Below are 25,656 nucleotides of genomic sequence, written 5' to 3' on the forward strand. Positions count from 1 at the left end.
GCGACTTATGAAACTTTCACGACGCAATTTTATGAAAAGTACGGCTTCTTTGGGTGCTATGGCTTCCGTGGGTTTACCGGGTTACGCAATGGCTTCACCAACCAATGATTTTCGTGCACTTATCTGTGTGTATTTGTCTGGCGGTAATGATGCTATTAATACGTTCCTGCCCTTGTCCGACTTCCATTACGACCAATATGCCAATGTGAGAGGCAAACTCTCTGTTTCCAAAAACAGCATCATCCCTATTGGGCTAAATGCCACAGACAACCAAGGCAATACGGTACCCTTGGGTATGCATCCAAAGTTAGCTCGACTGGCTGAAATGTTCGATAACGGTGATGCCACTGTCGTGCTTAACAGTGGTGTCCTTGAGCAGCCCATGACCAAACAGATGATTGAATCTGGTGAGGTTGCTTTGCCTGATCAGCTCTTTTCTCACAACTCGCAAAGCAACACCTTAATGCGAGGCGGCATGAATACGTTCACAAACCTTGGCTGGGCAGGAAGAATGCTTGATGTCATGAGCTCCCACTCAGAGATTACGCCGCTGTACAGTGTTCATGGTGACTCCTTGTGGCTACGCTCCCTTGAACACCGACAAACCGTGCTTAAGAAAGACCGAGCCGTTCAGCTGAGCGCGATTGGCAATCCACTTTACAAAGAGGTCTATGAACAACTGTTGGCGACGGCTTCTAATAATCCATTCAGTGGTCATTTCAACCTAATGGTTGATGAGTCTATGACCATGAGTGGCGTGTTGGCAGAGCAACTGCACAATGTAGAAGATGCACCGCTCTTTTCCTCTACCACGCTCGGTAAGCAAATGCAGACGGTCTACAAATTGATTGCGAGCCAAAGTCACTTGAATCAACAGCAGCAAGTGTTCTTCGTTAAACATACTGGTTATGACGTCCATGATTCGCAACTGTCGAAACACCCTGCGTTGTTGGGAGACTTAGCGACAAACCTGTTTGCTATGTATAGAGCAATCGACGCACTTGAATTGCGTGACAATGTCACTACATTTACCATGTCTGACTTTGGTCGCCGCATGACAAACAACGGTAACGGTACAGACCATGGTTGGGGCGGACATCAGTTTATTATGGGTGGCGCGGTTAACGGGTCGAAGCCAATTGGAACATGGCCTGAATTGGTACTGGATGGCGAAGATGATTACTCGAAAGGACGTTTGATTCCGAAAATCGGTACTGATCAAGTGGGCGCAACACTCGCACAATGGATGGGCATTACCGATGGCGCAGCGTTAGATTACGTGTTCCCCAACATCCGAAACTTCTCTTCATCAAACCTCGGCTTTATGTCGTAACGCCTTTATGCCTTAACACGTGTGAGATAGGCACAAAAGGGAGCGTTAGGCTCCCTTTTGCTTGTTAGTTGTTTTGACCAGTTAGCCGCCAGCGCTAGTTATGCATCTTCACCACGTGGGCGTTCATTACAAAGCTTAATAGCGCGCTCTAGTAGCTCAAGTGCAGACTTGTCACTCTCAGGTAGCGCAGCGTCACTTTCAGCAATTGGCGTTACGCGGTCACCCCACTTCAACACAGCGGCCCCCCATGTTAGACCAGCACCGAACGCTGCTAACAACATGTTGTCACCTGGCTTAACACGGCCTTGTTCTAGCGCTTCACACAATGCGATTGGCACCGTCGCTGCCGAAGTGTTGCCGTAGTTTTGGATGTTCACAAACGCTTTTTCTTGTGGGATACCAGAAAGGTCACACAGCGTTTGGATAATACGGATGTTTGCTTGGTGCGGGATTACCACGTCGATTTGATCTGTGGTTAGTTCTGAAGCTTTCAAAACCGTTTTCGCCGCTAGACCCATGCCTTTTACGGCGCGTTTGAAGATCTCTTGACCTACAAAGTTGAAGTCCCAGTAACCGTTGTCTTCCGCAAAGCGATCCATGCATGTACCAAACTTAGGTACAGAAAGGATGTCGCGCCCTTTTGCATCACAACCAATTTGCGATTGCAGTAGACCAGTTTCTTGCTCTGTACGAGTCAGAACAACGGCCCCTGCACCATCGCCGAACAGTACAGCAGTATCGCGCATTGCCCAGTCGATGTAGAAAGAAAGACGCTCAGCACCAATAATGATTGCGTTTCGGTAGTTGCCCGATTGAATCAAACGTGTGCCTGTTTCTAGGCCGTACACGAAGCCAGTACATGCCGCGTTTAAATCGAATGCCGCAGCAGAGCGAATACCAAGGTTTTGCTGAACCTTAGAAGCAATGTTTGGAATAAGAGAGTCAGGAGAGCATGTCGCAACAATGATTAGGTCGATGTCACTCGCTTCTACACCTGCACGAGCCATCGCGTGTTGCGCGGCTACCGTTGCCATGTCAGACGTGTTTACGTGGCTGATGCGACGGTTTTCAATACCAGTACGGGTGCGAATCCATTCATCTGAAGTTTCAAGGAAAGTGCTAAGGTCATCGTTAGAGAGCGTGGCTGGTGGAAGACATTTTCCCCAACCGGTAATTTCAGCGTAGTAATTTGTCATCGCAGACCTATTTATTGTTGTATTTTAATGAAATTTCTTAGAACCTGTTCGGGTCCAAATACAGACTTGCCGTCTTATAATTCGGCAGGCTAAAAAATAAGTATACAAATTATGAGGCTGACTGGTAAGTCATGTTTTCATCAAGTTGTCATAAAGGAAGAAGTCATGTCATCGTTTAAAACTCGTTGCCCGTCTTGTGGCGGTTTAAATCGTGTCCCTAATGAGCGAGTTGCAGAAGCTGCAAGTTGCGGTAAATGCAAAAACGCCCTGTTTGATGGCGCACCGATAGAAGGCACTGTCGATAACTTCTCGGCGCTGCTAGAAAGTAACACGCCAGTTGTGGTGGATTTTTGGGCACCATGGTGCAATCCATGTGTTGGTTTTGCGCCTGTTTTCTCGGATGTGGCACAAGAACAGACCGGAAACGCTCGTTTTGTCAAGATTGATACCGAAGCGCAACAGCAGCTTGCCGCTCAATTTGGTATTCGTAGCATCCCAACCATTATGGTTTTCAAGAATGGCCAGCGCGTGGATATGATCAACGGCGCCCTACCGAAGACTCAATTCGATCAATGGTTAAATCAAGCACTTAGCAAATAAATCCTTCCGCCAGCCTCGCTTACAGGCTGGCGTTTTTATGCAGCATTTCCCCATAGAATTTCGATAAATTTCTTTTGTCGAAACGACTCAAATATATCGTTTTACTTGCCTATTAATTAGCCTCATATTCGCGCCGAATAACCCCTGATTTTTACTTAACTTATAGGCGCAAAACATTGGAAAACACAGCCATTCCTGCAGCATCACCACGAGTCACAGTTCCTGTCGTAGCACTGTCTCTTTATGCAGTGGCGTCAGGCTATTTGATGAGCTTGATCCCTCTTATGCTTGGTGAATACAACATCTCTGCTGATTACGCGAGTTGGTTGGCGAGTGTGTTCTATGGCGGTCTATTGATCGGCGCAATGTTCTTTGAACGTATTGTTCGCAACGTTGGTCACCGTAAAGCGTTTGTAGGTAGCTTAGCTGCATTCTCACTAACGATCATCGTACTGCCGATTATTCCTAACGGCATGGTATGGCTTGTCGCACGTTTTATCGCAGGTATTGCGGTCGCTGGCGTATTTGTCATTGTTGAATCATGGCTAATGTCTGGTGATGAAGCATCACGCGCTAAACGTTTAAGCCTATACATGCTGTCACTATACGGTGGTTCTGCACTGGGTCAGTTTGGTATTGGTATCCTTGGTGTGAGCGGCGGTGTTCCTTTTATTGCCATCACTACACTGATCTTAATGGCAATGCTAGTGCTGCTGTTCATCGATTGTGAACAACCAAACAGCCATGAATCGACTTCACTGTCGTTTAAACAGATTTCTAAACTAAGTCACGCTGCGATCATTGGTTGTGTAGTGTCTGGTCTTACTTTAGGTGCGATTTACGGTTTGATGCCTGTTGAGCTTGCAAACCGCAAAATCAGCCACCAAGACATTGGCACTCTAATGGCGCTTGTGATCCTAGGTGGCATGCTGGTTCAACCAATGGTGACAACCTTAAACAAGTACATGGCGCGTACAGTGCTAATGGCGTTCTTCTGTATCCTTGGTATTTTCTCTATCGGTCTGACCTTCGTTTCTTCGTCAGCGGTAGTATTGGCAGCGGCACTGTTCCTATTGGGCATGGCAACATTCGCACTATACCCAATTGCGATTAATCTGGGTTGTGAAGGTTTGGACGAGCGTTTCATCGTGTCTGCAACGCAAGTCATGCTGTTCAGCTACAGCGTTGGCTCGGTAGCAGGTCCGGTGGTTGCTGATAAGTTCATGGGTCAAATGCACGGCTTGTTGGGTTACCTGTTCGCAGCATTGCTTGCAACCTGCATTTACATGTTAATCGCTGCGACCAAGTCAAAACATCAAATGGCAGCGGGTTTGTAATTCAAACCTCTGTAAAAAGACAAACAAAAACGAGGGTCAATGCCCTCGTTTTTTTGTTTCTGAATTCTTTACTTTATCGGTCATAAAAAATCAAAACGACTCATTGGTTTTGATTCTCCAGTAACCTCTTGCGATAACGTGTTGGCGAAGTGCCGTAGAACTTTTTAAATCGATGAGTGAAGTTGTAAGGATCGCGATAACCCAAACGGTTCGCAATCATAGCGACTGACCAAGCTGGATACTGCAACAAGTCGGCGGCCTTGTGCATACGAAGCTCAATTAACTTGCTTCGCGGACTCATGTTGAAAAGCTGCTTAGATAGACGGTTGAACTGCTCTTCACTGATAAAACACTGCTTGGCCATTCCAGCAATGGTCCACGGCAAGTGTAACTGACCTTCAACTTCGTTAAAGAGTGTTTGAACACGCGACAGAGACGTACTGATTGGGGTTTCAACACTTTTTACCAATCGTTGCACTTCACTGATCAACAGCTGACGAAACCCCGTTCGTCCCCCTATTTCGTTGTAGAGTAAGGTCATCAATGACCATACCTGCTCAGAGCCCCTAAACGGCACCACGGTTTGCCTCAAGTCAGAGAGATGCTGCCAAGCCTCGGTATTTTGTGGCAGAAGCCAAACCATCTTCCAGAGTCCTTTGCTTGGATTCATTTCAAATCGAAAACACGTATCTACGGGCAAAATAGTCAGCGTATAAGGCTCAATTTCTTTAACGAAATCCGGTGTAATCAAAACACCGCCACCTTCAATAGTAAACAGCAAGGTATGAACGCCCACTTTGTCTCGCTCGACATGGTAACCATCGCGCAGTTCAGCCAGCCCCGCCATAAAGATATCAGCTCGTTTCCATTCAGGGATTTCAGTTAGGGTCAGGAATCGTTCTTTACATGCGGGTGCTAAATGCACATCGTCGTGCCACTCTGTTTTGATGGCAAATTGTTCGATGACGGATTTGCACAGGTTTTGTGGTTTTTCGCACATGTATTTCTGTCCCTATTGGCTTTATATTCCTCACAAATTTCGAGGAGTAACTATGACGAACAATATTGGCATCAAAAACAGCGACAACTCTTTATCTAGCGGGCTACTGAAGCAGATCATCCGCTTGGGTTTCCCTGTCGCGATCCAGAGTGCGTTGGTGGCGATTCTCGCCTTGGCTGATGTTCTCATGGTTAGTGACTTTGGTAAAGAAGCAACCGCAGCTGTGGGAATTGCATCAAAATGGCATTTTGTCGCGATTATGATCATGGCAGGTTTAGCGTCTGCAAATGGTACGCTTGTGGCTCAATATTGGGGACGTGATGACGCAGTAAGCGCAAAAACCGTTACTGGTATAGCGATTCGATTTGGTTTAAAAGTCTTGATTCCTGTTACCCTGATAATCACTGTCGGTAGCGAACTTATCATGCGTCTACAAACCAACGATACTCAAGTCATCGAACTCGGCTCCACCTATCTTTGGTATGCGTTCCCTGTTCTGTTACTCACTCATATCATTATTGTTTTAGAAGCGAGCATGCGCTCTTCCGGTGACACCGTCACTCCTTTACTTATGGGCGCGGTGACGATTGTTCTTAATATTGCACTGAACTTCTGGCTCATCAAAGGTGGTTTCGGTGTACCAGCAATGGGGGTTGCGGGTGCGGCTCTAGCAACAACAATTTCTCGCTTGTTCCAAGTGCTAGCTATGGTTGGCTACATGCGTTGGCGTAAGCATTGGTTACTGGAAGTGAAAGAAGGTTCTGAGCGTCCTTCTTTGTGGCTCTCTTACCGCCGCTTAGCGCTCCCAATGACCTTAGGTGCGCTACTTTGGGCTATTGGCACCATGGTGTATCAAATGATTTTTGGTCACATGGGCACGACAGAACTCGCGGTATTCAGCATGTTAGGCCCGTTTGAATCGCTATGTTATTCCATCTTCTTTGGTATATCGGTCGCGTGTTCAGTGATGATTGGGCAGTCGTTAGGGCGTGATGCTTTTGAACAAGCTCAGCACATGGCAGGCTTCTTCATTAAAGCGGTGTTTGTGTTTGGTATTTCGATTGGTGTGTTACTGCTACTAAACCGAGAGTTAATCATTGCTGCTTTGAACTTAGACAACCCTGAGCTTTATCCACTTGCAGCGCCTGCGGTGGTGATTTTATGCAGCGCGATTTGGCTTCGCATGCTTAACATGATCATCATCAACGGTATCATTCGTGCGGGTGGCGATAACGTCTTTTGCTTACGAATGGACTTTATCGCGATGTGGATGACAGGCCTGCCTTTGTGTGCGGTTGCTGCGTTTGTATTAGGTTGGGAATTCAAATACGTTTATGCGCTCATGATCGCCGAAGAAGTGGTGAAACTAGCATTGTGTTACCGCAGATACACGCAAAAGTATTGGATTAAGAACTTAACGGTCGTGACAACTTCTTAATTTTTATGTTGGCTAGGATTTCTTAGCTTCGCGCTCTGCACTCATCCGTTTGTGGCGATTCGACGCATTGGCCGCTGGTTTTTCAGGCACCTCGCGCTTTTCATGCATCAAGTGTCGAATTGCCAAGATTGGGTGTTTAAGCAACATTCTCGGCCCTGAATAACGCATCACTAAACGCATTTGCTCTTTAGGCTCTGGCTTGTAACAGTGAATCGGACATTTGTTGCAAGTCGGCTTGTCTTCTCCGTAAGGGCAACGATCAAGCCGCACTTCCGCGTACTCTAATAATTCACGACATTCCGCGCACAACTCACCTTTGGTGCCGTGGTGGTCTTTACAGTAAACCTCCACCATCGCTTTAACGGTTTTAAATTCTGTGGCGAGTTTGCCTAATAAAATGTCGCTCATTCTTTCCTCTATCTAAAGCAGCTTTGGCTCAGAGACCTTAACAATAAGGCACTAACCGATAAGCTTTAGTTACCACTTATCGGGTCACAACGTCATGGTATAGAGTTGCAATGTACGGCCATTATCGTAAGTCTGCTCGACACGTTCAAACTGAAAACCCAATTTTTCTAGCAAACTTATACTACGAATATTGTCATTATTGGTGATGGCGACCAAGTTTTCTATTTTCATCTCGTCCCGAGCGAAATCGACCACAACACGCGCCGCTTCTTTTGCGTAACCTTTGCCATAAGCACTAGGTAGATAACCGTAACCAATATCAAACGCCGTTAATGTGTCGCGTTTGACCAAACCACAAATACCTATAGGTTGTTTATCATGATTGGTTTCTACCACCAGCAAACTGACGCCCTTGAGTTCTTGCATCCTTAACATGTTGTCTTGAATGTAGCGTTTTGCTTCTTCCAAGGTGCGAATTTGCTTGTCACCGACGAAGCGATAAAAGTCAGGCTGATTGTAGAGTTCTAAAATAAACGGCGCATCTTCTACACTAACAAGACGAAGTGTCAGGCGTTCTGTAATAAGTGTTTTCATAAGGGATCCATTAGGCTTGTAACTTGGTGGAAAAATCACTATCCTGCCCCGCTAAATTAAAGGACCAACACCATGAACCGCAAGAAGAAAATCAATTCGATCTTAAAAGCGAAGTTGAAAAAACAAAATGCAAAGCTTCATAAGAGCAACAAGCCTCGCTATATCTCAAAAGCAGAGCGCGCGAAGATGGAAGCTGAAGAAAAAGCAGCTGAGCAAACTTCGCAAGTGAGTGAAGAAGCTCAAACAACTGACGAAGCATAAAAGAAAAGCCGCATAACGCGGCTTTTTTATTTTAACCAAGGTTAACTTGGCATTAAGTCACCTGAAAATCTAACGCCTATTGTTTAAATTATCATCTAGACCAAAAAGCGCTCAAAACCACTGAAAATCCTTGCACCAAAATGGACCGCTGTAACCTTAGCTGACGACGATTCAAACATTCCTTCAACACCCTTTCAAACCGCTATTAACACTGACACGGCTCAGCGTGAGTTATTCCCAATTATTGGACATTGCTGTTTCTTATAAAACGGAATGTGAACAAGGCTAAGTATTTTTTCCTTCAATACCGAAACAATAGAAGTCCCTGTTTCTAATAAGGAAATTAAACATGTTGTATCTTGAGTTTCTATTTTTGCTCGTGATGCTGTATATCGGCTCACGGTATGGCGGCATTGGTCTTGGTGTCGTTTCTGGTATTGGTTTGGTCATTGAGGTTTTCATCTTCAAGATGCCTCCAACGTCTCCGCCAGTGACCGTAATGCTGATCATCCTCGCGGTGGTTACTTGTGCCTCCATTCTTGAAGCCGCAGGTGGCTTAAAATACATGTTGCAGGTGGCAGAACGCGTATTACGTAAGAATCCTAAACGCGTCACGCTTATTGCGCCGTTCGTGACTTACTTTATGACCTTCCTACTTGGTACTGGTCACGCGGTTTACTCTATCATGCCAATCATTGGCGACGTTGCGCTTAAAAACGGCATTCGTCCTGAGCGTCCAATGGCAGCAGCATCGGTTGCTTCTCAAATCGCTATTACTGCGTCACCAATTTCAGCAGCAGTGGTTTACTACCTTGCACAATTGTCTGATATCCAACACGAGATCACCCTACTTTCTATTTTGCTAGTTACCGTGCCAGCAACCTTGTTTGGTACCTTGTTGATGTCTCTATACAGCCTAAAACGCGGTAAAGAGTTAGAAGACGATGAAGAGTATCAAGAGCGTCTAAAAGACCCGGTTTGGCGTGACAAGATCTTAAACACAACTGCGACATCATTGGATGAAGTGTTGCCGTCTAGTGCGCGTAACTCTGTTCTACTGTTCATCCTATCGATTCTTGTGATTGTCGTTATCGCGATGTGGCCAGAGGTTCGTACCATCGTTGAAGGTACAAAACCAATCAGTATGGCCGTTGTGATTCAAATGATGATGCTCTGCTTCGGCGGTATCATTTTGCTAGCGACGAAGACCGATCCTCGCGATGTACCAAATGGCGTGGTGTTCAAATCAGGTATGGTTGCTGCGATTGCTATCTTCGGTATTGCATGGATGTCAGATACTTACTTCCAATATGCAATGCCTCAATTTAAATCCGGCATCGTGGAGATGGTAACCAACTACCCTTGGACGTTCGCGCTTGCGCTATTCATCGTCTCCGTAGTGGTGAACTCTCAAGCAGCGACAGCGCGTATGATGTTGCCAGTCGGTTTAGGTCTAGGTTTGGAGCCAGCACTGCTTATCGGCTTGATGCCGGCGGTTTACGGCTACTTCTTTATTCCAAACTACCCTTCAGATATCGCGACTGTGAACTTCGATACCTCAGGTACAACTAAGATTGGTAAGTGGTACTTCAACCACTCATTCATGTCTGTGGGTTTAATCGGCGTGATTGGTGCGTGTTGTTTAGGTTACTTACTAGGGCAAATGATCATTCCTTCGTAAATAATCTAAATCAGAAATAAGGGGCGAGTCATTGTACGTTTGCGTACAGCCTGAAGTGACTCGCCCTTTTCTTTTATCTGTTTATTGCGCAAGCAAAACTTAAAGAAGAAAGTCGTCATCGACAGCAACAAAATGGTCCGCGCAATCAATCAAGGTTTGTGAAGTGAGCCTTGGTACACCATAGACCGTAACTTTCTTGTTGAAGCGTTGCTGAATGCGTTCCACCAACAAACTGAAATCACCATCGCCAGATACGAGAATCACTTCATCCACTTCCGGCGCAATCTCAATCGCATCTAGCGTGATACCTACATCCCAGTCGCCTTTCGCACTGCCGTCACGGCGTTGAATGTAAGGTTTCAACATCACCTCAAATCCGACACCACGAAGAATATGGTGGAACTGACGCTGCTTAGGGTCGTTACTCGCAATAGCATAAGCTCGTGCGCTCACCACTTCTTTCCCTTGTGTCGCAACATACCAAAACTGGTTGTAATCAAAATTGCTGCGGTACGCTTCACGACAGGTGTAGTACACGTTTTGTACATCGACCAAGATTGCGATCTTTTGTTTGTTGCTATCCGAATTCATCTTCTTAATACGCTTTATTTGTTTGTCGCATACCCTATGCCACTTTGGCTCAAAGCACAATGAGCTAATTCCACTAAACTTATCGTATAACTTGATATTCGAGTTTCAAGGAGTGAAGCCATGAACAAGACGACCATTGCCCTGTTGCTTTCATGCCTCATATCAAGTGCTGCATTTGGATATCCAGCGCACTCTCAGTATTGGCCGCACCGTAGCGTGCTGTATTTCGCCCCTGCCAATGACGATCATGTTAAGCAGTTTTTGCTTGAAGCACTGATGAATGAATGTGAACTAGAAGACCGTGACGTTATTACGCTCGTTATTGCTGAAGACGGTTACACGCAACCATCATGGCTTAAAGAAGAGTTTGATTTGAAAATGTTGGCCAAACTTTACGAAGTGAAACAAGGCCAACACACGGCGATTCTATTAGGTAAAGATGGTGAAGAGAAACACCGCTGGGGAGCGAAGACCGATTGGCAATTCATCAACAATCTGATTGATGAAATGCCAATGCGTAAAAGAGAGATGCAGCAGAAACGCAGTCCTTGCGCGATCTAATGCTTAGGATTACGTCTTCGATTACTTGCCGAACCAATCCAATTTGTTGTGCAGCTGTGTAACGCTACCAACCACAATCAATGCTGGGCTCACGGCTTGCTCTGCCATGCTCGATAGCTCGTTCAACTTTCCTTGGAACACGCGCTGCTCTGGGCGCGTACCGTTTTCAATAATGGCGCATGACATCTCAGGATCTAACCCATGAGTGATCAGCTTATCCATAATATGGCCGCTTTGCTTTAAACCCATGTAGAACACAAGTGTGTTGTTGGATTGCGCCAATGAATGCCACTCAATCTCACGACCATCTTTTTGTACGTGACCAGTGATGAATTGAACGCTTTGCGCATGGTCGCGATGTGTTAATGGAATACCAGCATAAGCCGTTGCACCCGCTGCTGCTGTGATACCCGGAACCACTTCGTATTTGATACCAAATTCCGCTAGTTCTTCTAGCTCTTCACCACCACGGCCAAAGATAAATGAGTCACCGCCCTTCAGACGCACAACACGCTTACCTTCTTGCGCTTTTTGCACCAAGATTTGGTTGATTTGATCTTGAGGCACACAGTGAAAGTCCAATTTTTTTCCTACGTAAATCATCTCTGCTGATGCGTGAGCCAATTCAAGAATGTCTTTCGACACCAATCGATCGTACACAACCACTTCTGCCGCTTGAATGGCTTTTAAGCCTTTTACTGTTAGCAAATCGGGGTCACCAGGACCTGCACCAACAAGAGAAACAAAGCCGCTGTTTAAAGATGAGTGAGCAGTAGTCATATCAACGCCTATCGAAAAATTTAGATATAAAAAGTAACACTCGCGTTATGCACTTAGGGCTAAAACCACTCTAAGGAGTTATTACTTTTTATAGCTAAACCAATAAAATATGTCGCGAAAGTGAAAGTTAAAAATTGAAATCCAAGTTAAAGAATAGTCCCGCCCATCCAGAAGCGGGACCATATTGAGCGAATTACCAGTGAATGGTTATTTAACCATTGCAGGTTGTGCTTTTACTTCTTCTTCAGCATTGATAGAAGGCGCAGTTTTAGCGTGAGTTAGGTACAGTGGAATACAAGTCATTACTAGACCACCAACAATGTTACCTAGGATGGTTGGGATAAGGTTGAAGTTCAACCAAGTCGCGATACCAAAATCCGCACCTAGGATCATACCTAGTGGGAATAGGAACATGTTTACTACTGTGTGCTCGAATACTAGAGCGAAGAAGATGAAGATTGGGAACCACATCATTGCTACGCGACCAGATACTGAACGTGCTGTCATGTTGCCGATAACGCCTAGACATACCATTAGGTTACAGAAGATGCCGCGTACGAAACACGTGATCCATCCGTCCATACCCATGTTTTCAAAACCAAGGCTACGCGCGGTAGAAACAGCGACAAATTTCTTCGCTACTGCGTTCAGTTCTAGAGAGAAGTTACCTGTTAGTGAGATAGCCACAAGGTAAGCAACGATTAGAGAACCGATAAGGTTACCCAAGCCTACAAGACCCCAACAACGGAAGATACGACCCCAAGTGATACCAGGACGGTTTGCAAACTTAGCCAGAGGCGCTAGACCAAAAACACCGGTTACTAGGTCGTAACCCATCACACTTAGAATCACGAAACCAACTGGGAAGACAAGCGCACCTACGATGCCAATACCGGTTTGAACCATAGTGGTAATAGCAACGACAACGGCTAGCGATAGGATGATACCCGCCATAGTACCGCGAAGTAGCAAATCGCGAGTGCTAGTGTTGGTTTTCGCTTCACCCACGTTGATCATGGTTTGAACGAATTCTGCAGGCTTATAATCAGTAGACATGAATGTGTCCTTATTCAAAAGTGAAAGTTAAAAATTAAAGATTGAATAGAGAAAGGCTTGCCGCTGAGTAACACCTAGCTTCCCTGTCCCCGCAGATGAACCACGGAAAGCCTTTACCTATTAAATCTAGATTTCGGTTCATTCCCTCCCCCTTAGAGGAGAGGAGGGAATGGAAACCAAGCTTATGCAGAAATTTCTACTTCGCCGTTGGTTACGCGCGTTTTGTACGCTTTCACGCTAAAACGCTCGTCTTCCATGCACGCACCTGTTGTCAGGTTAAAACGTTGCTTCTTAAGTGGGCTAGCCACCCAAAGCTCGCCTTGGTGCTCACAAATCAAACCGCGAGAAAGTACGTTTGATTGGAAGAACGGGTCTGTGTTGCTGATCGCCAGCACTTCTTCTGCTTGTGTTGGGCGGAATACCGCAACTTGCTGACCATCAACCAGTGCACAAACACCCGTGCCCGGTACGATGTCGCTGATTTGGCAAATCTTTTCAAATGACATAATCAACCTTCCCTTATGCTTCAGTGATCGCTACGTGTAGGATGTCGCCTTTCGCTTCAGGGTGTTTTTCCGTGAAGGTTGCTGGGCGGTGCTGTTCACGCTCTTGTACAAACACGACGTTTTCATCGCGCTTGTCAGAGTTGATGAAGTGCGCGAAACGAGTCAGTTGTGATTCGTCGTTGATGGTCGCAGTCCACTCACACTCGTACTCGTCTACAAGCTTCGCTACGTCAGCTTCTAGTTGAACGTTGATGCCAAGCTTGTCGTTAACAATCACTTCGCGTAGGTAGTCAACGCCACCTTCCATGTTTTCCATCCAAACAGATGTGCGTTGTAGTGGCGCAGCAGTACGGATGTAGAACATCATGAAGCGGTCGATGTACTTGATTAGCGTTTCTTTATCTAGGTCACTTGCAAGTAGGTCTGCGTGACGAGGTTTCATACCGCCGTTACCACATACGTACATGTTCCAACCTGCGTCAGTCGCGATAATGCCAAGGTCTTTACCTTGTGCTTCCGCACACTCACGAGTACAACCAGAAACACCGAACTTCATCTTATGAGGGGTACGGATGCCTTTGTAACGGTTCTCGATGTAAGAACCTAGACCAACAGAATCTTGAACACCGTAACGACACCAAGTAGAGCCCACACATGTCTTCGCCATACGAAGTGCTTTTGCGTACGCTTGACCTGTTTCGAAGCCAGCATCGATAAGCTTGCGCCAGATCTCTGGAAGATCGTCTTTTTGAGCACCGAACAGACCAATACGTTGAGCACCGGTTACTTTGGTGTATAGGTTGTATTCTGCAGCAACGTTCGCTAGCGCACCCAATGCTTGAGGTGTTACTTCACCACCCGCCATACGTGGGATAACAGAGTAAGTACCGTCTTTTTGGATGTTACCTAGGAAGTTATCGTTCGTGTCGTGCAGCTTAACCAGTTGTGGCTTAAGGATGTGCTCACCCCAGCAAGAAGCCAAGATAGAACCAGCCAATGGTTTACAAACTTCACAGCCGTAACCTTTACCGTATTTCTCTAGAAGCTCATCAAACGTTTTGATCTCTTCGATACGGATTAGGTGGAACAACTCTTGGCGTGAGTATGCAAAGTGCTCACACACGTCGTTCTTCACTTCGATACCAGATTTAGCAAGCTCAGCATTTAGAACAGACGTCACTAGAGGAATACAACCACCACAGCCTGTGCCTGCGCCAGTCACTGCTTTGATGTCGCCCAATGTGTGGTGACCATCAGCAACCGCTTGTGCGATCTTGCCTTTTGTCACGTCGAAACATGAACAAATCACTGCGCTTTCTGGAAGAGCGTCTGCACCTAGTGCTGGTTTCTCAGCGCCTGCGTGTGCAGGAAGGATCAACGCATCTGGGTGCTCAGGTAGGTCGATTTCGTTCAACATAAGTTGAAGCAGGTCGCCGTAGTCAGACGTATCGCCAACCATAACCGCGCCAAGCAGTTTCTTGTTGTCTTCAGAAACGATAAGACGTTTGTAAACTTCTTGTTCTTCGTTCTGGTAAACGTAACTCTTACAGCCTTCAGTACGACCGTTCGCGTCACCAATTGAACCTACTTTCACGCCAAGAAGTTTCAGCTTCGCAGACATGTCAGCGCCTTCGAATTTGCTTTCTGTGTTACCTAGAAGGTGATCAACAGCAACTGTCGCCATCTTGTAACCAGGAGCAACAAGGCCGTAGAACATTTCGTTCCAAGACGCACATTCACCGATAGCGTAGATGTTCTCATCAGTAGTCTGACAATGGTCGTTAATAGCAACACCGCCACGAGGTGCCACTTCTAGCTCCATTTGGCGTGCTAGTTTGTCTTGTGGACGAATACCTGCAGAGAATACGATGAAGTCTGTTTCTAGCTCTGAACCGTCAGCAAAACGCATAACATTGCGTGCGTTTGTGCCTTCTGCCGCAATCTCAAGCGTATTTTTGCTGGTGTGAACGTTCACGCCCATACGCTCGATCTTTTGACGAAGTTGGTTACCACCAGCAAGGTCAAGTTGCTCTGCCATTAGCTTTGGTGCGAACTCAACAACGTGTGTTTCTACACCCAGAGCTTTCAATGCGCCCGCGGCTTCAAGACCTAGCAGACCACCACCGACAACAACGCCTGATTTGCTCTTCTTCGCACACGCTTCGATCGCTTTAAGATCTTCGATAGTACGGTAAACAAAACAGTCTTTGCTTTCGTGACCTTTGATAGGTGGAACAAATGGGAATGAGCCAGTAGCAAGAATCAGCTTGTCGTATTGAACTTCGCGACCAGTGCTTGAGTAAACAATGCGGTTTTCACGGTTGATGTTAATCGCGCGTTCGCCGATCAGCATGTTAATACCGTGTTTCTCGTAGAAGCCTTCTTTCACTAAAGAAAGTTCATCTGCAGTATGGTGAGAAAAGTAAGAGGAAAGGTGCACACGGTCGTATGCGACACGAGGTTCTTCACAGAAAACCGTAATGTCCATATTAGACATATCAGCTTTCTCGACTAAGTCTTCAATGTAACGGTGGCCTACCATGCCGTTACCGATGACTACTAGCTTCAACTTGCTCATTGTACTTCCTAAGGGTTAGGTTCTTATCACTGAGCGCATTGTTAATTGTGAAAGAAAATTAATACATGATGTAAATCAATTACGGAATTAAACTACCCTAAAGGGGTAGGAGCAGTTTTTAAACAGTGTTTAAACCTTTGCTTTCGTAATTTAAACAAAATTCATGTAATCCAGCCGAAATGAACTCAACATATTTGTCACATTTCTTCATAACAAAGAAAAAGCAAGCGACTAACCGCTTGCTTTTTAATCACATTTGAGTGGATTTTATAGGGTCACGCTAAATAATACCGCGTGATGTCCCTACTCTACGCCCTTCTTCCATCTCCCATTGAATACCGTATTTGTCTATCCAATAGAAAAAGGTGATCGGGAAGCCATTCAATTTTTCTGGCTGGTAACTTTTAGACTCATCAATCATAGTGACCCCCTCTTGCTGTTTTAAGTATCGAAATACCTCACCACAGTTGGAAACTTCGAGTGCAATATGTCGAGGACCACCAAGATCATAGGTTCTTGGTTGAGGCGGTATAGCCGTCGCACCAACAGGCGAATGGTATTTCATCAGTTCCAGATAAACCGATGCATACGGATGCTTCACAAACAGCACGTCAACGATGACGTCTTGTCCAGCTAAACCCGCATCTTGGTTAAACTCGGCCATACTCACGCCGCGGTAATCCATCTTTTGCCCCTGAGCATCAAGTGCGCGTTCAAAACCGAGTACTCGCTGATAGTAATCAGCCGCCGTATCAACATCGTCGACAATGACGTTTATATGAGATAAACCAAGTACAAATGCGCCAATATCACGCTCCCCTAAACGCTTAAGCATTTCCGGTTCCGCATCTGGTGATACTTCAACCACATAGTCGACCTCTCGTCCCTGTTCTATCGATTCGTTGCAAACCAGATAAGCTTTCTCTTTGTGTTTGTCCGTATCACTTGCTGCGATCTCCACCTTGGACTTCCAAGCGTGAGAAACAAACCACTCAGGATTCACCACGTAGGCCGCAGCCACCATATCAAAAGGAATAAAGCCATCTTTAGAACCAAACACCACTTCCCACTCAGTACACCATGCAATGGAATGCGACTCTAAGAAGTGACTAAGACTACTGCCATGGCTCATCTTATGAAGTTCTTTAAAATCGACCCAAACTTGAGCGCAGGCTTCAAACGGAACTAAAGTCACCGGAACATCGCTATCAAGGAGTACTTGAAATGCAGCTTGGTCCACCTCAAAGTTCAGGTCACGAAACGGCCTTGGCTGACGCTTACCAGCAACAAAGTGCTGCTCGGTGCTTCGCCTGCCCGCAACGCATACCACCTTCTCAATGTTTTTGGCCTGTTCCGGAAAATGACGAATCAATAAGGCGATGTTGGTCAACGCACCGATAGCGAGAATAGTCAGAGGTTCTTGCTTTAACTCAGCAGCCAGATCATAGACTGCTTGTGGAATATCTTCGGCAGAATCAAAGTAAGTGGCGCTTCCTTGAGAAACGCTGAGGTAAGTTGGTCCAAACTGGCTAATAAAAGATCGAGCGATGTCCGTAGTAACTTTAATGTCATCACAATTGCCAAGTGTAGAACTCACGCCAACAATGTCGACTTCTTGGCTTCTGAGCAATAACCCTAGTGCGTAGCCATCGTCAACATCACACAGCTTAAAACCGTCGTGATGGCCTATAGTGATGTCTGTATCAACCCAGACACGTGTTTGTGGGCGACAGGTATGCTTATCCTCTCCGATGTTGTGCATCGAGACTCCTTTCTCTTCTTTGGTCTTAAATAGCCGAGTGGCCGAATTAAATTCAATGAAACTAAAAACTACAGCGTGATGGGTTCCGCCATAATGACAACGTTTCGTCCTTTATCTTTTGCTGCGTATAGGTTCTTATCGGCAACTTCAAAGGCCCGCTCAAGTGCTTTCTCACAGTCGTTCAAGTTAGGATGAGACGCGGCGCGGGTTAATGGAACCGCTCCAACCGAAATCGTTACGACTTCAGAAGGTAGGTTTTTGATGTGTGGTATGGCGAGGGTTTCGACCGCTTGTCTTAAGTGTTCAACTTTGGAGTTCAACACCTCTAACGTATTGCCATAGACAAGCAAAGCAAACTCTTCGCCACCTAAACGAAACGAGGGCTGGTCTTTACCTAAATGAGAACGGAAGACTTCCGCGACATCACATAAGGCGTTATCCCCTTCGGTGTGCCCGTAAGTATCATTAAACTTTTTGAAATTATCGATATCACACAAGACGAAACAGGCGTACTTCATGTGACCCAGAGTGTCATGAACAAAGACAGGCGCACTGCGCTTGTACAAATAGCGAGAACCAATTCCAGTCAAGGTATCGGTATCAGTTTGCTGGCGAAGCACCCTTAATTGGTTCTTAATTTTGGTAATTAAGCTTGAATATGAACGAGCGAGTTCGCCGATTTCATCCGAGCGTTTGATCTCCGGAATGTGTGATTGATCGATCTTCTCAATGTCTTTTTTCATTGATTGAGACAAGCGTTTAAGCGGGCTCACAATCCACATTGTCACCATGTAGATCAGTACCATTGAAATAAGCGCGGCAATCAAGGCTTCGTTGATCAGCTCTTTAATCAAGGTGACTTTAATAGTGTCGAGATCACTTGCATCTAGCACTGCCCAAATGTAACCGCCATTAATATTGCGTAGCGGTAAACAGACGTGAAGTACCGAAAGTGTCGAATCGTAGTAAAAATCCGTCTGGCGCAGATAGTCCTTATTCCAAGGCAGTTCAGTATTACGATTGAGTAACTGACTCGCTTGCAACGCCTCTAAATCAACGTTGGTCTTGTTTATCAAATATTGCAGCTTATTACGCTTGATCTCGTCTTTTTCCGGCGTCATGGACAACATTCGAACTAAGTTGCCCTTTTGGTCTTTCAAGACATTGACTTCAAGGTCGCTCACATCGATACGCCACACCTGATTGGACTCCGCCAAGTAACGGACAGCAACTGTCTGGGTTTTGTAATCGGAAACGCCGGAAATTTCGATAAAGAGCAGATCGTCTATCGCGCTCAAATTGGCCTTAGTCGATGGCATCATCAAGTTAGCGTAATTGCGACCCGCAATCGATCCCGAAAGGAAAGTCATTTGAGAAGAAAGATGAGTTTTCGCCATGGTGGCGGCATGCTCAATACGCATGTTCCATTCGCTCTGAAAACGCGTGAAAGACAGACCTAGGATGATGGACAGAACCAACACCAAATGCGAAACAAATAGCATCTGGTTAATCGTCAACCAGCCGAAAACTCGATTACTCACAATAAACTACTGCTTATCTTTATAAACGCCCAAAACTGGCTCTGCACACGTACCATTAATGCAAATGTCTTGATACGTAGTGTGGCAACTTTGGCAAAATGAAGGCTCTAATGAAGGATGTGTGTGGCTAATATCTTTGCCCTGACGATCGTAACTTCCATAAATCGCCATACCACCGATGTGTTCTGTTACCCAAACAATGCCATCGACCTCGGAAATCGCGACTGCCGTAGGACCATCTGTGTATGGACCATGGGTTTTGTACTGTTCAATCTTTTTCGGATTCACACGGATCGTAAGTGGTGATCCTTGTCCGTTATTAATCCAACTGTAAGCACGAACAGATTCTTGAATAAACAATGAGGTGTCTGGAGGCAGAATCGTGTCTGCAGGTAGGTTTTGTGACTCTTTAACAACTGGCCATTCCTGCCACCCTTCCGGATAGCTAGCCATAGACGCGGCAAAAGCAGTAAATGACGTAGCACCCAACAATAAGGCTACGAATCGCCTGCTTAAATGACATAACACGTGTACTTCTCCCTAAAACAAAATGGGCTCATCCTGAGCTAAAATCAAAATGTTATATATTAACAAAACGTTATATATGATGTTATCAATTAGATTCTAGCAATGCACTCAGTTTATAATTAACAACGTTCTGTTAATAGAGTTGAATGTGCATTTTGGGAACTAACGAGAGTGATGAGAAGTGTAAAATGAGGCTTATGTCGAATTTACGTCGGTAAATAGCGATGAAATGCACTTATTTTCGAAATTTTAAGAAGTTAGTTTTGCTGAAGTTCTTGAATGGTCAGAGGTCTGAATTGAAGCTTCGGGTTTAATTTAGGAACAAAGATGTTTGAGTTACGAGGAAAGATAATGGAGGCGCCTCCCGGAATCGAACCGAGGTCCACGGATTTGCAATCCGCTGCATAGCCACTCTGCCAAGGCGCCATTTTGTTGCTTCTAAGATGAAACATTGAGGTTTTCGTAAGGGATTGCCCTTTCGATGGTCGTTGTGAAAGATTCTATTTAAACTTGCCAGAAGCTAAATCAGCTTCAAATCATTTAAATAATCACACTAACCTAATCGCACATTCGATAATGAGATGCGATGGTACTCACTCTATCGAATGGAGGCGCCTCCCGGAGTCGAACCGAGGTCCACGGATTTGCAATCCGCTGCATAGCCACTCTGCCAAGGCGCCTCAACTGGAGCGACACACGAGGTTCGAACTCGTGACCTCAACCTTGGCAAGGTTGCGCTCTACCAACTGAGCTAGTGTCGCATAATTTGAGATGGTGCCCCGAGCCGGAATTGATGGTCCGACACTCGGCCGGTCAAATCGACGGCGGGATATTAAATTCATCCACTCAATTTTCGGATGGTGCCCCGGGCCGGACTTGAACCGGCACAACGCGAACGTCGAGGGATTTTAAATCCCTTGTGTCTACCAATTCCACCACCAGGGCAACGCAATCAATGCGATGGTAACACCACCTGCTCTAACGACCTTCGCCGTGAGAACGAGGCGTACTTTAACGGATTAAGATTCTAGGTCAACAACAAATTTTATCTTTTTTATTCATGCGGTTAAAAAGCAGACTCAGACGAGCACTCTTCAGTCAATTCGATCAATCCCTAAACACATCAAACCATTCCAACCCTGCTCTTCACCTGCTGTTACTCAATCATCGCTTTTCTTTCTAGTTAATGTCAGAAAGATTAAAAAGAGAAATCTATCAACAACTTTATAAATTACTCCCGCAAGCAATCTCATTTATAGGAATTAAAATTATCATTATTGTACTCCGGTAACACTTCACTGATCGGATGTGTTGATCGTTATTATTCATCCCGTTAATCATACCTTTCGAGCAAAAGTGATTTTGATGTTTGTATTTTGCTTATTACCACTTCGCTATTTTTGGCGAAACTAAACATTCAAAGGTTGATAACATCATGAATAAAATGACAAAACTAGCCGCACTCGCAGTGGCAATGGCTTTACCTACCGCTTCCAATGCAGCTATTGGTGATTACAAAGTGGTCCTCATCCACGGATTCCAAGCCGATCAACTGCAAACTAAACCAGCGCCATCGCAAGTTGAAACAGAAGGTGCGGATTATTGGAAAGACTATTGGATGCAGTATGCCGATGCTCGCATTGATTGGCCCTCTCATGAAAGAGTTGAAGGAAAAATAGCCAGTGATTATGTATGGCCGAAGCTGCAAGAGCTCTCAAGAAACGGGACTTGCCAGCCGGGTTGCGTCTTGGTAACCCACTCAACTGGCGACCTAGTTGCAAGACATCTGCTCGATAACCAAGAAAACTGGTTAACTAACGCAGGCCTATCTCCACTCAACATTGTCGCGACTTTCGACTTTGCAGGTGCTGGTGGTGGATCAGAGCTGGGCGATATCGTTATTAACATCACTGAAGGTGGTGGCTGGACAAACAGTGCAATGCGTTATGCGATTTCACTCTGGCTTGGCGATATGCCATCAAAAAACAACACCGGTGTATTGAATGATCTAAAAGTGTCAAACGCTCGCCAAATAGCGATGTTACCAGACCACCGTATCCCTCGAATTCGTTTTGTTGGTAACGGCAGCGACTACCTAAAAGCGACCGCAAGCTTCTTGCCCGGAAAAGACGATGGTGTTGTAGCGGCGCATTCATCATGTGGCGCTTCAAGCTCAGGCAGTTTCGATAGCTGTTCTACTAATCTAGCTATGGACGGAAAAATGGCTTCTCAAAGTAAAGGAGTGGCTAGCTTAATGCCAAACCACTACCCGTTCATCATGGGTAACGGTTATAGCCACAGCGAAGTCATTGGGTCGAAACACAAAGGTAAAGTCACCTCCAGTAATACGTCGATTGCCTTAGCGGATGGAAAATCGGTAAGCGTTGACAGCTACCAAGAGAATGGATGGTTTGGAAACAAATACATTTACGTTCAAGGTTCTCAAAACGACACCATGTCGGAAATCGCTGTCGGCCTGTAAAGCGTCGTAATAAGCAAACCAACGAGCCAAGTTTCATGCTTGGCTCTTCTCACACAAAGCACGATGCAAGAGATCGATTATGAGTAACAAAAAGCCAATCGCCATTGCGGCTTTCGTTTTGATTGGGGCTACGGCGTTGTTTCTATCGCAACAAAATCAAGACGATGACTCCGCGAAGCAACAACTAGCCCAGCAGAATCAAACAGCCGCTTTGCCCAAGCCAACACCGAGCGAAACCATCACTATGGAGGGCGCGCCATTACCTCCCAAAGAAGAGAGCGTCGATGTGATTGAAGATATGACTTCTTCCCATGACTTATCTTTGATTGCAGAACGTCACGAAGAGGTCTTACAGTATCCAGCCTACTCTACTCCCATCACAGATAAGAACAGCCCGTATCTCGACTGGAATCATTTTGAAGAGGTCCCTGTTCCAGTGTTGAATGGAGAAGCCAAAGCAGCATTAAGCTTGGACAAATATCGTCATTTTTATCCAGACAAGATTGATGTTCGCTTAAAATCATCGGCAAACTACGTGACCGCGTCACTCGACATTATTGACGTAGAAAGCCAGCAAACCCTCACCACTCTTCGTGTTCAAGAGAGTGGTTGGCAAATAACACCAGAAGCAAACTGGCCACAAGAATTAAGATTGGTGGCACGCATCAGCTTTGAGCAAGGTGAAGATGTCATCAGTGCGGATTTACGCCTTTATCACTCTGTAGCTAGCATTATCAATGTAGACCAAGCATCATCGAATAATTCCGACATGGTGATTCCTATTACGGTTCAAGTCGACAAAGCGGGAATCTATCGAGTCCGTGGCAGTTTATATCAATCAAACGGCTCGGCAGTGGCCTCCTTAGTACAAAAGAAACAACTGGCTGAAGGAGAACAAACCGTGGAGCTAAAAGCGTTCCACAATGTCTTACCCAATGGAAGAGCCGAGTATGAACTTCGTGACATCATGATAGAACGCATGTCTGGTTTCCCAGGTGAAAAAGCACAGTATGGCCAAAGTAAAGCAGAATCTTATCCTATTGGGTCATATGATTCGAATACCCTATCCGATGAACCTTATGAAATGAGTGATAAAGAAAAGCAACAGCTTGAATTTCTTCACCAAGCCGCCAATTAGCCGAAATATTTGTTAGCTGAAATAGGTAGAACTGGTCGTCACCTCCTAAAATTAAACCATGTTTGATGTAGGAGGATGGCGATGAAGCTTCCCAACAAGAAGGTTGCGGACTTTAGATTGAGTGCAGATTCAGATCTGAGCTTTCTTTTACCCCGTCATCTAATGCATGAATTCGACTACGCAAGAACACTCGAAAAAGGCGTAATTACCGAAACGGAACCTGAGTTTAACCATCAGTATCGAGTCACTTTACGACGCATTCACTCTCTACTACTGCTTCTTAAGCCTAATTTTTGCCCCTTTGAATTCAAACTGCTCAAGCCAAACTTAAAGTTGCTAATGAAGCAGACCAACACATTACGCGACTTAGATGTGTTTCTCATCGATAGAGAGCATTACTTAAATCGATCACCGGAATACCAAGATAAATTGGCGTCGGTTTTTGACGTAATTGAAACGCAACAAATCGAAGCACTCAAATCTGTTAGGCAATGGCTCACCTCTGATAGCTATCTCAAAACCTGCGTCATGATTGAAAACAGCCTTCGCCGAGCATCTCAATATGAAGTGGACGATGTCGAATCCATTGTTGTTTGTTCGAACAAAAGGATCCTCCACCACTACAAGTTGGTAAGCAATGCATGTAAAGGCTTGAACAGAAAAAGCAACGATGGTGAAGTTCATCAATTGAGGATTGAATGTAAGAAGCTCCGTTACTTGCTTGAATACTTTGCTCCTTTGTATGTTCCTCACCAAGGCCACCTTGGAATACAGCACAGAGCGAATGTAAAACAGTTGAAGCAACTTCAAGACCGCCTCGGCGCGTTTAACGATACTTCCAATCAGCTCGACTTCTTTCGTAAGCAACAAAACGATAAGCAATTCACCAAGCCACAGCGTAAGGCGATTGGTCAGCTATTAACATTGGTAGAAAAAGACCATCAATCCGCCAAGCTGGCGATTTTCGCTGACTTAAAAACCTTCAAACGTGAGATAAAGAGAAGCGATGCTCTCACCATTTATGCTTAGTTTATACCCAAGCCATAAAAATAAACGCTATAGGCTGAGCTGTTTATTTTGCCTTTCCATACAGGTTCATGTTCTTTTCACATTTGACGTCTAGAGTTTGAAATTAACTAAGACAAAGAACAACAACGTGAAGCCTCTAAAACGATACCAATACGAACGCTACGCCGTACTCTGCAACCTTGCCTACCCCAGAGTCTTTAAACAGACCCGCTATGGGTTTGACCCTAATGGACAGCGGATCATTAAAAACGAGTTTGGCAAAACCATGATCCGTGTTTTATGGAGTAAAAAGCGCACAGAAGTCGTTGTTGTCATTAAGGGCTCACACAGCATTAGCGATTGGCTTTTGAACTTTGCCATGTGGACTCGTAGCTGCAAGCGCCTTGGGCTTAACTATCGCATCCATGCAGGTTTCTACCATTTGTTATTTCAAGAAAGCCAACCTTCTCGAAATGAAGATCGTCTTGGTTTGAGCGTGATTGAGCGACTAGAAGCCACCGTCGTACCGCTGATTCTACAAGGCAAGCGCATCACTATTACTGGGCATTCGTCGGGCGGCGCAATTGGCAGCGTGTTTGCCGACTATATCGAACGTAAGTACCCCAAAAGCATCAAGCGAGTAGTAACGTTTGGTCAGCCAGCAATTGGTGATTGGACATTTAAAAAGCGATACAAGTTAGGACACAAAACCTATCGAATCTGCTGCGACATCGACATTGTCACCTTTATGCCTCCGGTGCCTTTTCTCTACTGGCATGTGGGCAAAATGCTTTGGCTTTATAACGGTAGGATTTACGAGAACACACCAACTCTGATGAGGCTTGGACGCTCTTTGGTAAGTTGGTTGATACGCCCTTTTTCTTACCACTTGATGAGTAAGTACATTCGAAACAAAGACTTCTTTGATGAGCGGTAATCCATTGCTTCGCGCAATCAGGAAAAAGGAGCAGATACAAAAAGAGCCAGAATTAAACTGGCTCTTTCTTCTTGGTTCAGAATTACAAAGACGCAATTTCTTTATCAAGTTGGTATTTGTTGTCAGTAACGATACGCTCTAATACTTCGACGCGCTGTTTCAGGTCTTCTATTTGTTTATTAAGACCATCTCGCTCTTCTTTATTCATCTGCTTACGCTCAGAAATTTCGAGCGCTCTCACTTCTTTTCGATGATTGAGAATCAGCTTAACGATACCACCACCAAATATTGCACCGAATACAATCGCAACAATCAAAACGTCAGCCATAGATTCCATTCC

24 protein-coding genes and 4 tRNA genes are annotated in these 25,656 nt (G+C 45.3%); 11 read left to right on the forward strand and 17 right to left on the reverse strand.

Annotated elements, in window-relative coordinates; all coding sequences use genetic code 11:
• Positions 1-7 precede the first annotated feature (7 nt).
• On the forward strand, positions 8-1,333 hold the full coding sequence (locus A9237_RS21390) for a DUF1501 domain-containing protein (protein ID WP_078609608.1): 1,326 nt from the start codon (positions 8-10) through the stop codon (positions 1,331-1,333).
• Positions 1,334-1,431: 98 nt separating this feature from the next.
• Here A9237_RS21390 and A9237_RS21395 read toward each other — a convergent pair whose 3' ends face one another.
• Positions 1,432-2,529, reverse strand: a complete 1,098-nt coding sequence (locus tag A9237_RS21395; RefSeq protein WP_009705353.1) for a ketoacyl-ACP synthase III — start codon at positions 2,527-2,529, stop codon at positions 1,432-1,434.
• Between the two features lie 165 nt (positions 2,530-2,694).
• Between A9237_RS21395 and trxC the strand changes: the two genes are divergently transcribed.
• Together trxC and A9237_RS21405 are read left to right on the forward strand one after the other, a co-directional pair.
• The gene (gene trxC / locus A9237_RS21400) at positions 2,695-3,129 is read left to right on the forward strand and encodes a thioredoxin TrxC (protein WP_005443913.1); all 435 of its coding nucleotides are present in this window, start codon (positions 2,695-2,697) and stop codon (positions 3,127-3,129) included.
• 176 nt (positions 3,130-3,305) lie between these two features.
• The gene (locus A9237_RS21405; RefSeq protein WP_078609610.1) at positions 3,306-4,466 is read left to right on the forward strand and encodes an MFS transporter; all 1,161 of its coding nucleotides are present in this window, start codon (positions 3,306-3,308) and stop codon (positions 4,464-4,466) included.
• 100 nt (positions 4,467-4,566) lie between these two features.
• On the opposite strand, the gene A9237_RS21410 is transcribed toward A9237_RS21405, so the two are convergent.
• A complete protein-coding gene (locus A9237_RS21410; RefSeq protein ID WP_078609612.1) occupies positions 4,567-5,466 on the reverse strand; it encodes a helix-turn-helix domain-containing protein in 900 nt (299 codons plus the stop codon).
• 52 nt (positions 5,467-5,518) lie between these two features.
• Here A9237_RS21410 and A9237_RS21415 point away from each other — a divergent pair, with 52 nt between their 5' ends.
• Positions 5,519-6,904, forward strand: a complete 1,386-nt coding sequence (locus A9237_RS21415) for an MATE family efflux transporter (protein ID WP_078609614.1) — start codon at positions 5,519-5,521, stop codon at positions 6,902-6,904.
• A 12-nt stretch (positions 6,905-6,916) separates the two neighbouring features.
• On the opposite strand, the gene A9237_RS21420 is transcribed toward A9237_RS21415, so the two are convergent.
• On the reverse strand, positions 6,917-7,312 hold the full coding sequence (locus tag A9237_RS21420) for a nitrous oxide-stimulated promoter family protein (protein ID WP_020196846.1): 396 nt from the start codon (positions 7,310-7,312) through the stop codon (positions 6,917-6,919).
• 84 nt (positions 7,313-7,396) lie between these two features.
• Positions 7,397-7,906: a GNAT family N-acetyltransferase gene (locus tag A9237_RS21425; protein WP_078609616.1), complete on the reverse strand. Its 510-nt coding sequence runs from the start codon at positions 7,904-7,906 to the stop codon at positions 7,397-7,399.
• Between the two features lie 72 nt (positions 7,907-7,978).
• On the opposite strand from A9237_RS21425, the gene A9237_RS21430 reads away from it, so the two are divergent.
• Positions 7,979-8,167 carry a DUF2986 domain-containing protein gene (locus tag A9237_RS21430; RefSeq protein ID WP_020196844.1) on the forward strand — a complete coding sequence of 63 codons (189 nt, stop codon included), beginning with the start codon at positions 7,979-7,981 and terminating at the stop codon, positions 8,165-8,167.
• 349 nt (positions 8,168-8,516) lie between these two features.
• Entirely contained in the window at positions 8,517-9,848 is a 1,332-nt protein-coding gene (locus tag A9237_RS21435; protein WP_005440973.1) for an anaerobic C4-dicarboxylate transporter, read from the forward strand.
• A 99-nt stretch (positions 9,849-9,947) separates the two neighbouring features.
• Here A9237_RS21435 and A9237_RS21440 read toward each other — a convergent pair whose 3' ends face one another.
• Complete coding sequence (locus A9237_RS21440) at positions 9,948-10,439, reverse strand: LabA-like NYN domain-containing protein (protein ID WP_005440975.1); 492 nt, start codon at positions 10,437-10,439, stop codon at positions 9,948-9,950.
• Between the two features lie 120 nt (positions 10,440-10,559).
• Between A9237_RS21440 and A9237_RS21445 the strand changes: the two genes are divergently transcribed.
• On the forward strand, positions 10,560-11,000 hold the full coding sequence (locus A9237_RS21445) for a DUF4174 domain-containing protein (protein ID WP_005440978.1): 441 nt from the start codon (positions 10,560-10,562) through the stop codon (positions 10,998-11,000).
• Between the two features lie 21 nt (positions 11,001-11,021).
• Here A9237_RS21445 and cobA read toward each other — a convergent pair whose 3' ends face one another.
• From cobA to A9237_RS21500, 11 genes are all read right to left on the reverse strand, one after another.
• Positions 11,022-11,780: a uroporphyrinogen-III C-methyltransferase gene (gene cobA, locus A9237_RS21450; RefSeq protein WP_005440981.1), complete on the reverse strand. Its 759-nt coding sequence runs from the start codon at positions 11,778-11,780 to the stop codon at positions 11,022-11,024.
• A gap of 207 nt (positions 11,781-11,987) precedes the next feature.
• Complete coding sequence (locus A9237_RS21455; RefSeq protein WP_078609618.1) at positions 11,988-12,836, reverse strand: formate/nitrite transporter family protein; 849 nt, start codon at positions 12,834-12,836, stop codon at positions 11,988-11,990.
• 182 nt (positions 12,837-13,018) lie between these two features.
• Positions 13,019-13,342: a nitrite reductase small subunit NirD gene (gene nirD / locus A9237_RS21460; RefSeq protein WP_005387969.1), complete on the reverse strand. Its 324-nt coding sequence runs from the start codon at positions 13,340-13,342 to the stop codon at positions 13,019-13,021.
• 13 nt (positions 13,343-13,355) lie between these two features.
• On the reverse strand, positions 13,356-15,920 hold the full coding sequence (nirB, locus tag A9237_RS21465) for a nitrite reductase large subunit NirB (RefSeq protein WP_078609620.1): 2,565 nt from the start codon (positions 15,918-15,920) through the stop codon (positions 13,356-13,358).
• A 280-nt stretch (positions 15,921-16,200) separates the two neighbouring features.
• Positions 16,201-17,682 carry a nucleoside hydrolase gene (locus tag A9237_RS21470; protein WP_078609621.1) on the reverse strand — a complete coding sequence of 494 codons (1,482 nt, stop codon included), beginning with the start codon at positions 17,680-17,682 and terminating at the stop codon, positions 16,201-16,203.
• 68 nt (positions 17,683-17,750) lie between these two features.
• The gene (locus A9237_RS21475) at positions 17,751-19,103 is read right to left on the reverse strand and encodes a sensor domain-containing diguanylate cyclase (protein ID WP_078610234.1); all 1,353 of its coding nucleotides are present in this window, start codon (positions 19,101-19,103) and stop codon (positions 17,751-17,753) included.
• A 126-nt stretch (positions 19,104-19,229) separates the two neighbouring features.
• Positions 19,230-19,676, reverse strand: a complete 447-nt coding sequence (locus A9237_RS21480; RefSeq protein ID WP_005440991.1) for a hypothetical protein — start codon at positions 19,674-19,676, stop codon at positions 19,230-19,232.
• A 427-nt stretch (positions 19,677-20,103) separates the two neighbouring features.
• Positions 20,104-20,177, reverse strand: a tRNA-Cys gene (locus tag A9237_RS21485).
• Positions 20,178-20,357: 180 nt separating this feature from the next.
• A tRNA-Cys gene (locus A9237_RS21490) sits at positions 20,358-20,431 on the reverse strand.
• A 5-nt stretch (positions 20,432-20,436) separates the two neighbouring features.
• Positions 20,437-20,512 (reverse strand) — tRNA-Gly (locus A9237_RS21495).
• A gap of 97 nt (positions 20,513-20,609) precedes the next feature.
• Positions 20,610-20,696 (reverse strand) — tRNA-Leu (locus A9237_RS21500).
• A gap of 490 nt (positions 20,697-21,186) precedes the next feature.
• Between A9237_RS21500 and A9237_RS21510 the strand changes: the two genes are divergently transcribed.
• The 4 genes from A9237_RS21510 (at position 21,187) to A9237_RS21525 (ending at position 25,316) form a co-directional block, all read left to right on the forward strand.
• Positions 21,187-22,233: a hypothetical protein gene (locus A9237_RS21510; protein ID WP_078610235.1), complete on the forward strand. Its 1,047-nt coding sequence runs from the start codon at positions 21,187-21,189 to the stop codon at positions 22,231-22,233.
• A gap of 79 nt (positions 22,234-22,312) precedes the next feature.
• Positions 22,313-23,371 (forward strand): hypothetical protein, encoded by a 1,059-nt coding sequence (locus tag A9237_RS21515; RefSeq protein ID WP_078609622.1) that lies wholly within the window; start codon positions 22,313-22,315, stop codon positions 23,369-23,371.
• Positions 23,372-23,452: 81 nt separating this feature from the next.
• Entirely contained in the window at positions 23,453-24,400 is a 948-nt protein-coding gene (locus tag A9237_RS21520; protein WP_078609623.1) for a CHAD domain-containing protein, read from the forward strand.
• Between the two features lie 127 nt (positions 24,401-24,527).
• Positions 24,528-25,316: a lipase family protein gene (locus A9237_RS21525; protein WP_005440995.1), complete on the forward strand. Its 789-nt coding sequence runs from the start codon at positions 24,528-24,530 to the stop codon at positions 25,314-25,316.
• Between the two features lie 82 nt (positions 25,317-25,398).
• On the opposite strand, the gene A9237_RS21530 is transcribed toward A9237_RS21525, so the two are convergent.
• Positions 25,399-25,644, reverse strand: coding sequence for a hypothetical protein (locus tag A9237_RS21530; RefSeq protein WP_005440998.1), 246 nt, complete (start codon positions 25,642-25,644; stop codon positions 25,399-25,401).
• Positions 25,645-25,656 lie beyond the last annotated feature (12 nt).

This window comes from Vibrio owensii (assembly GCF_002021755.1).
GTDB lineage: Bacteria > Pseudomonadota > Gammaproteobacteria > Enterobacterales > Vibrionaceae > Vibrio > Vibrio owensii.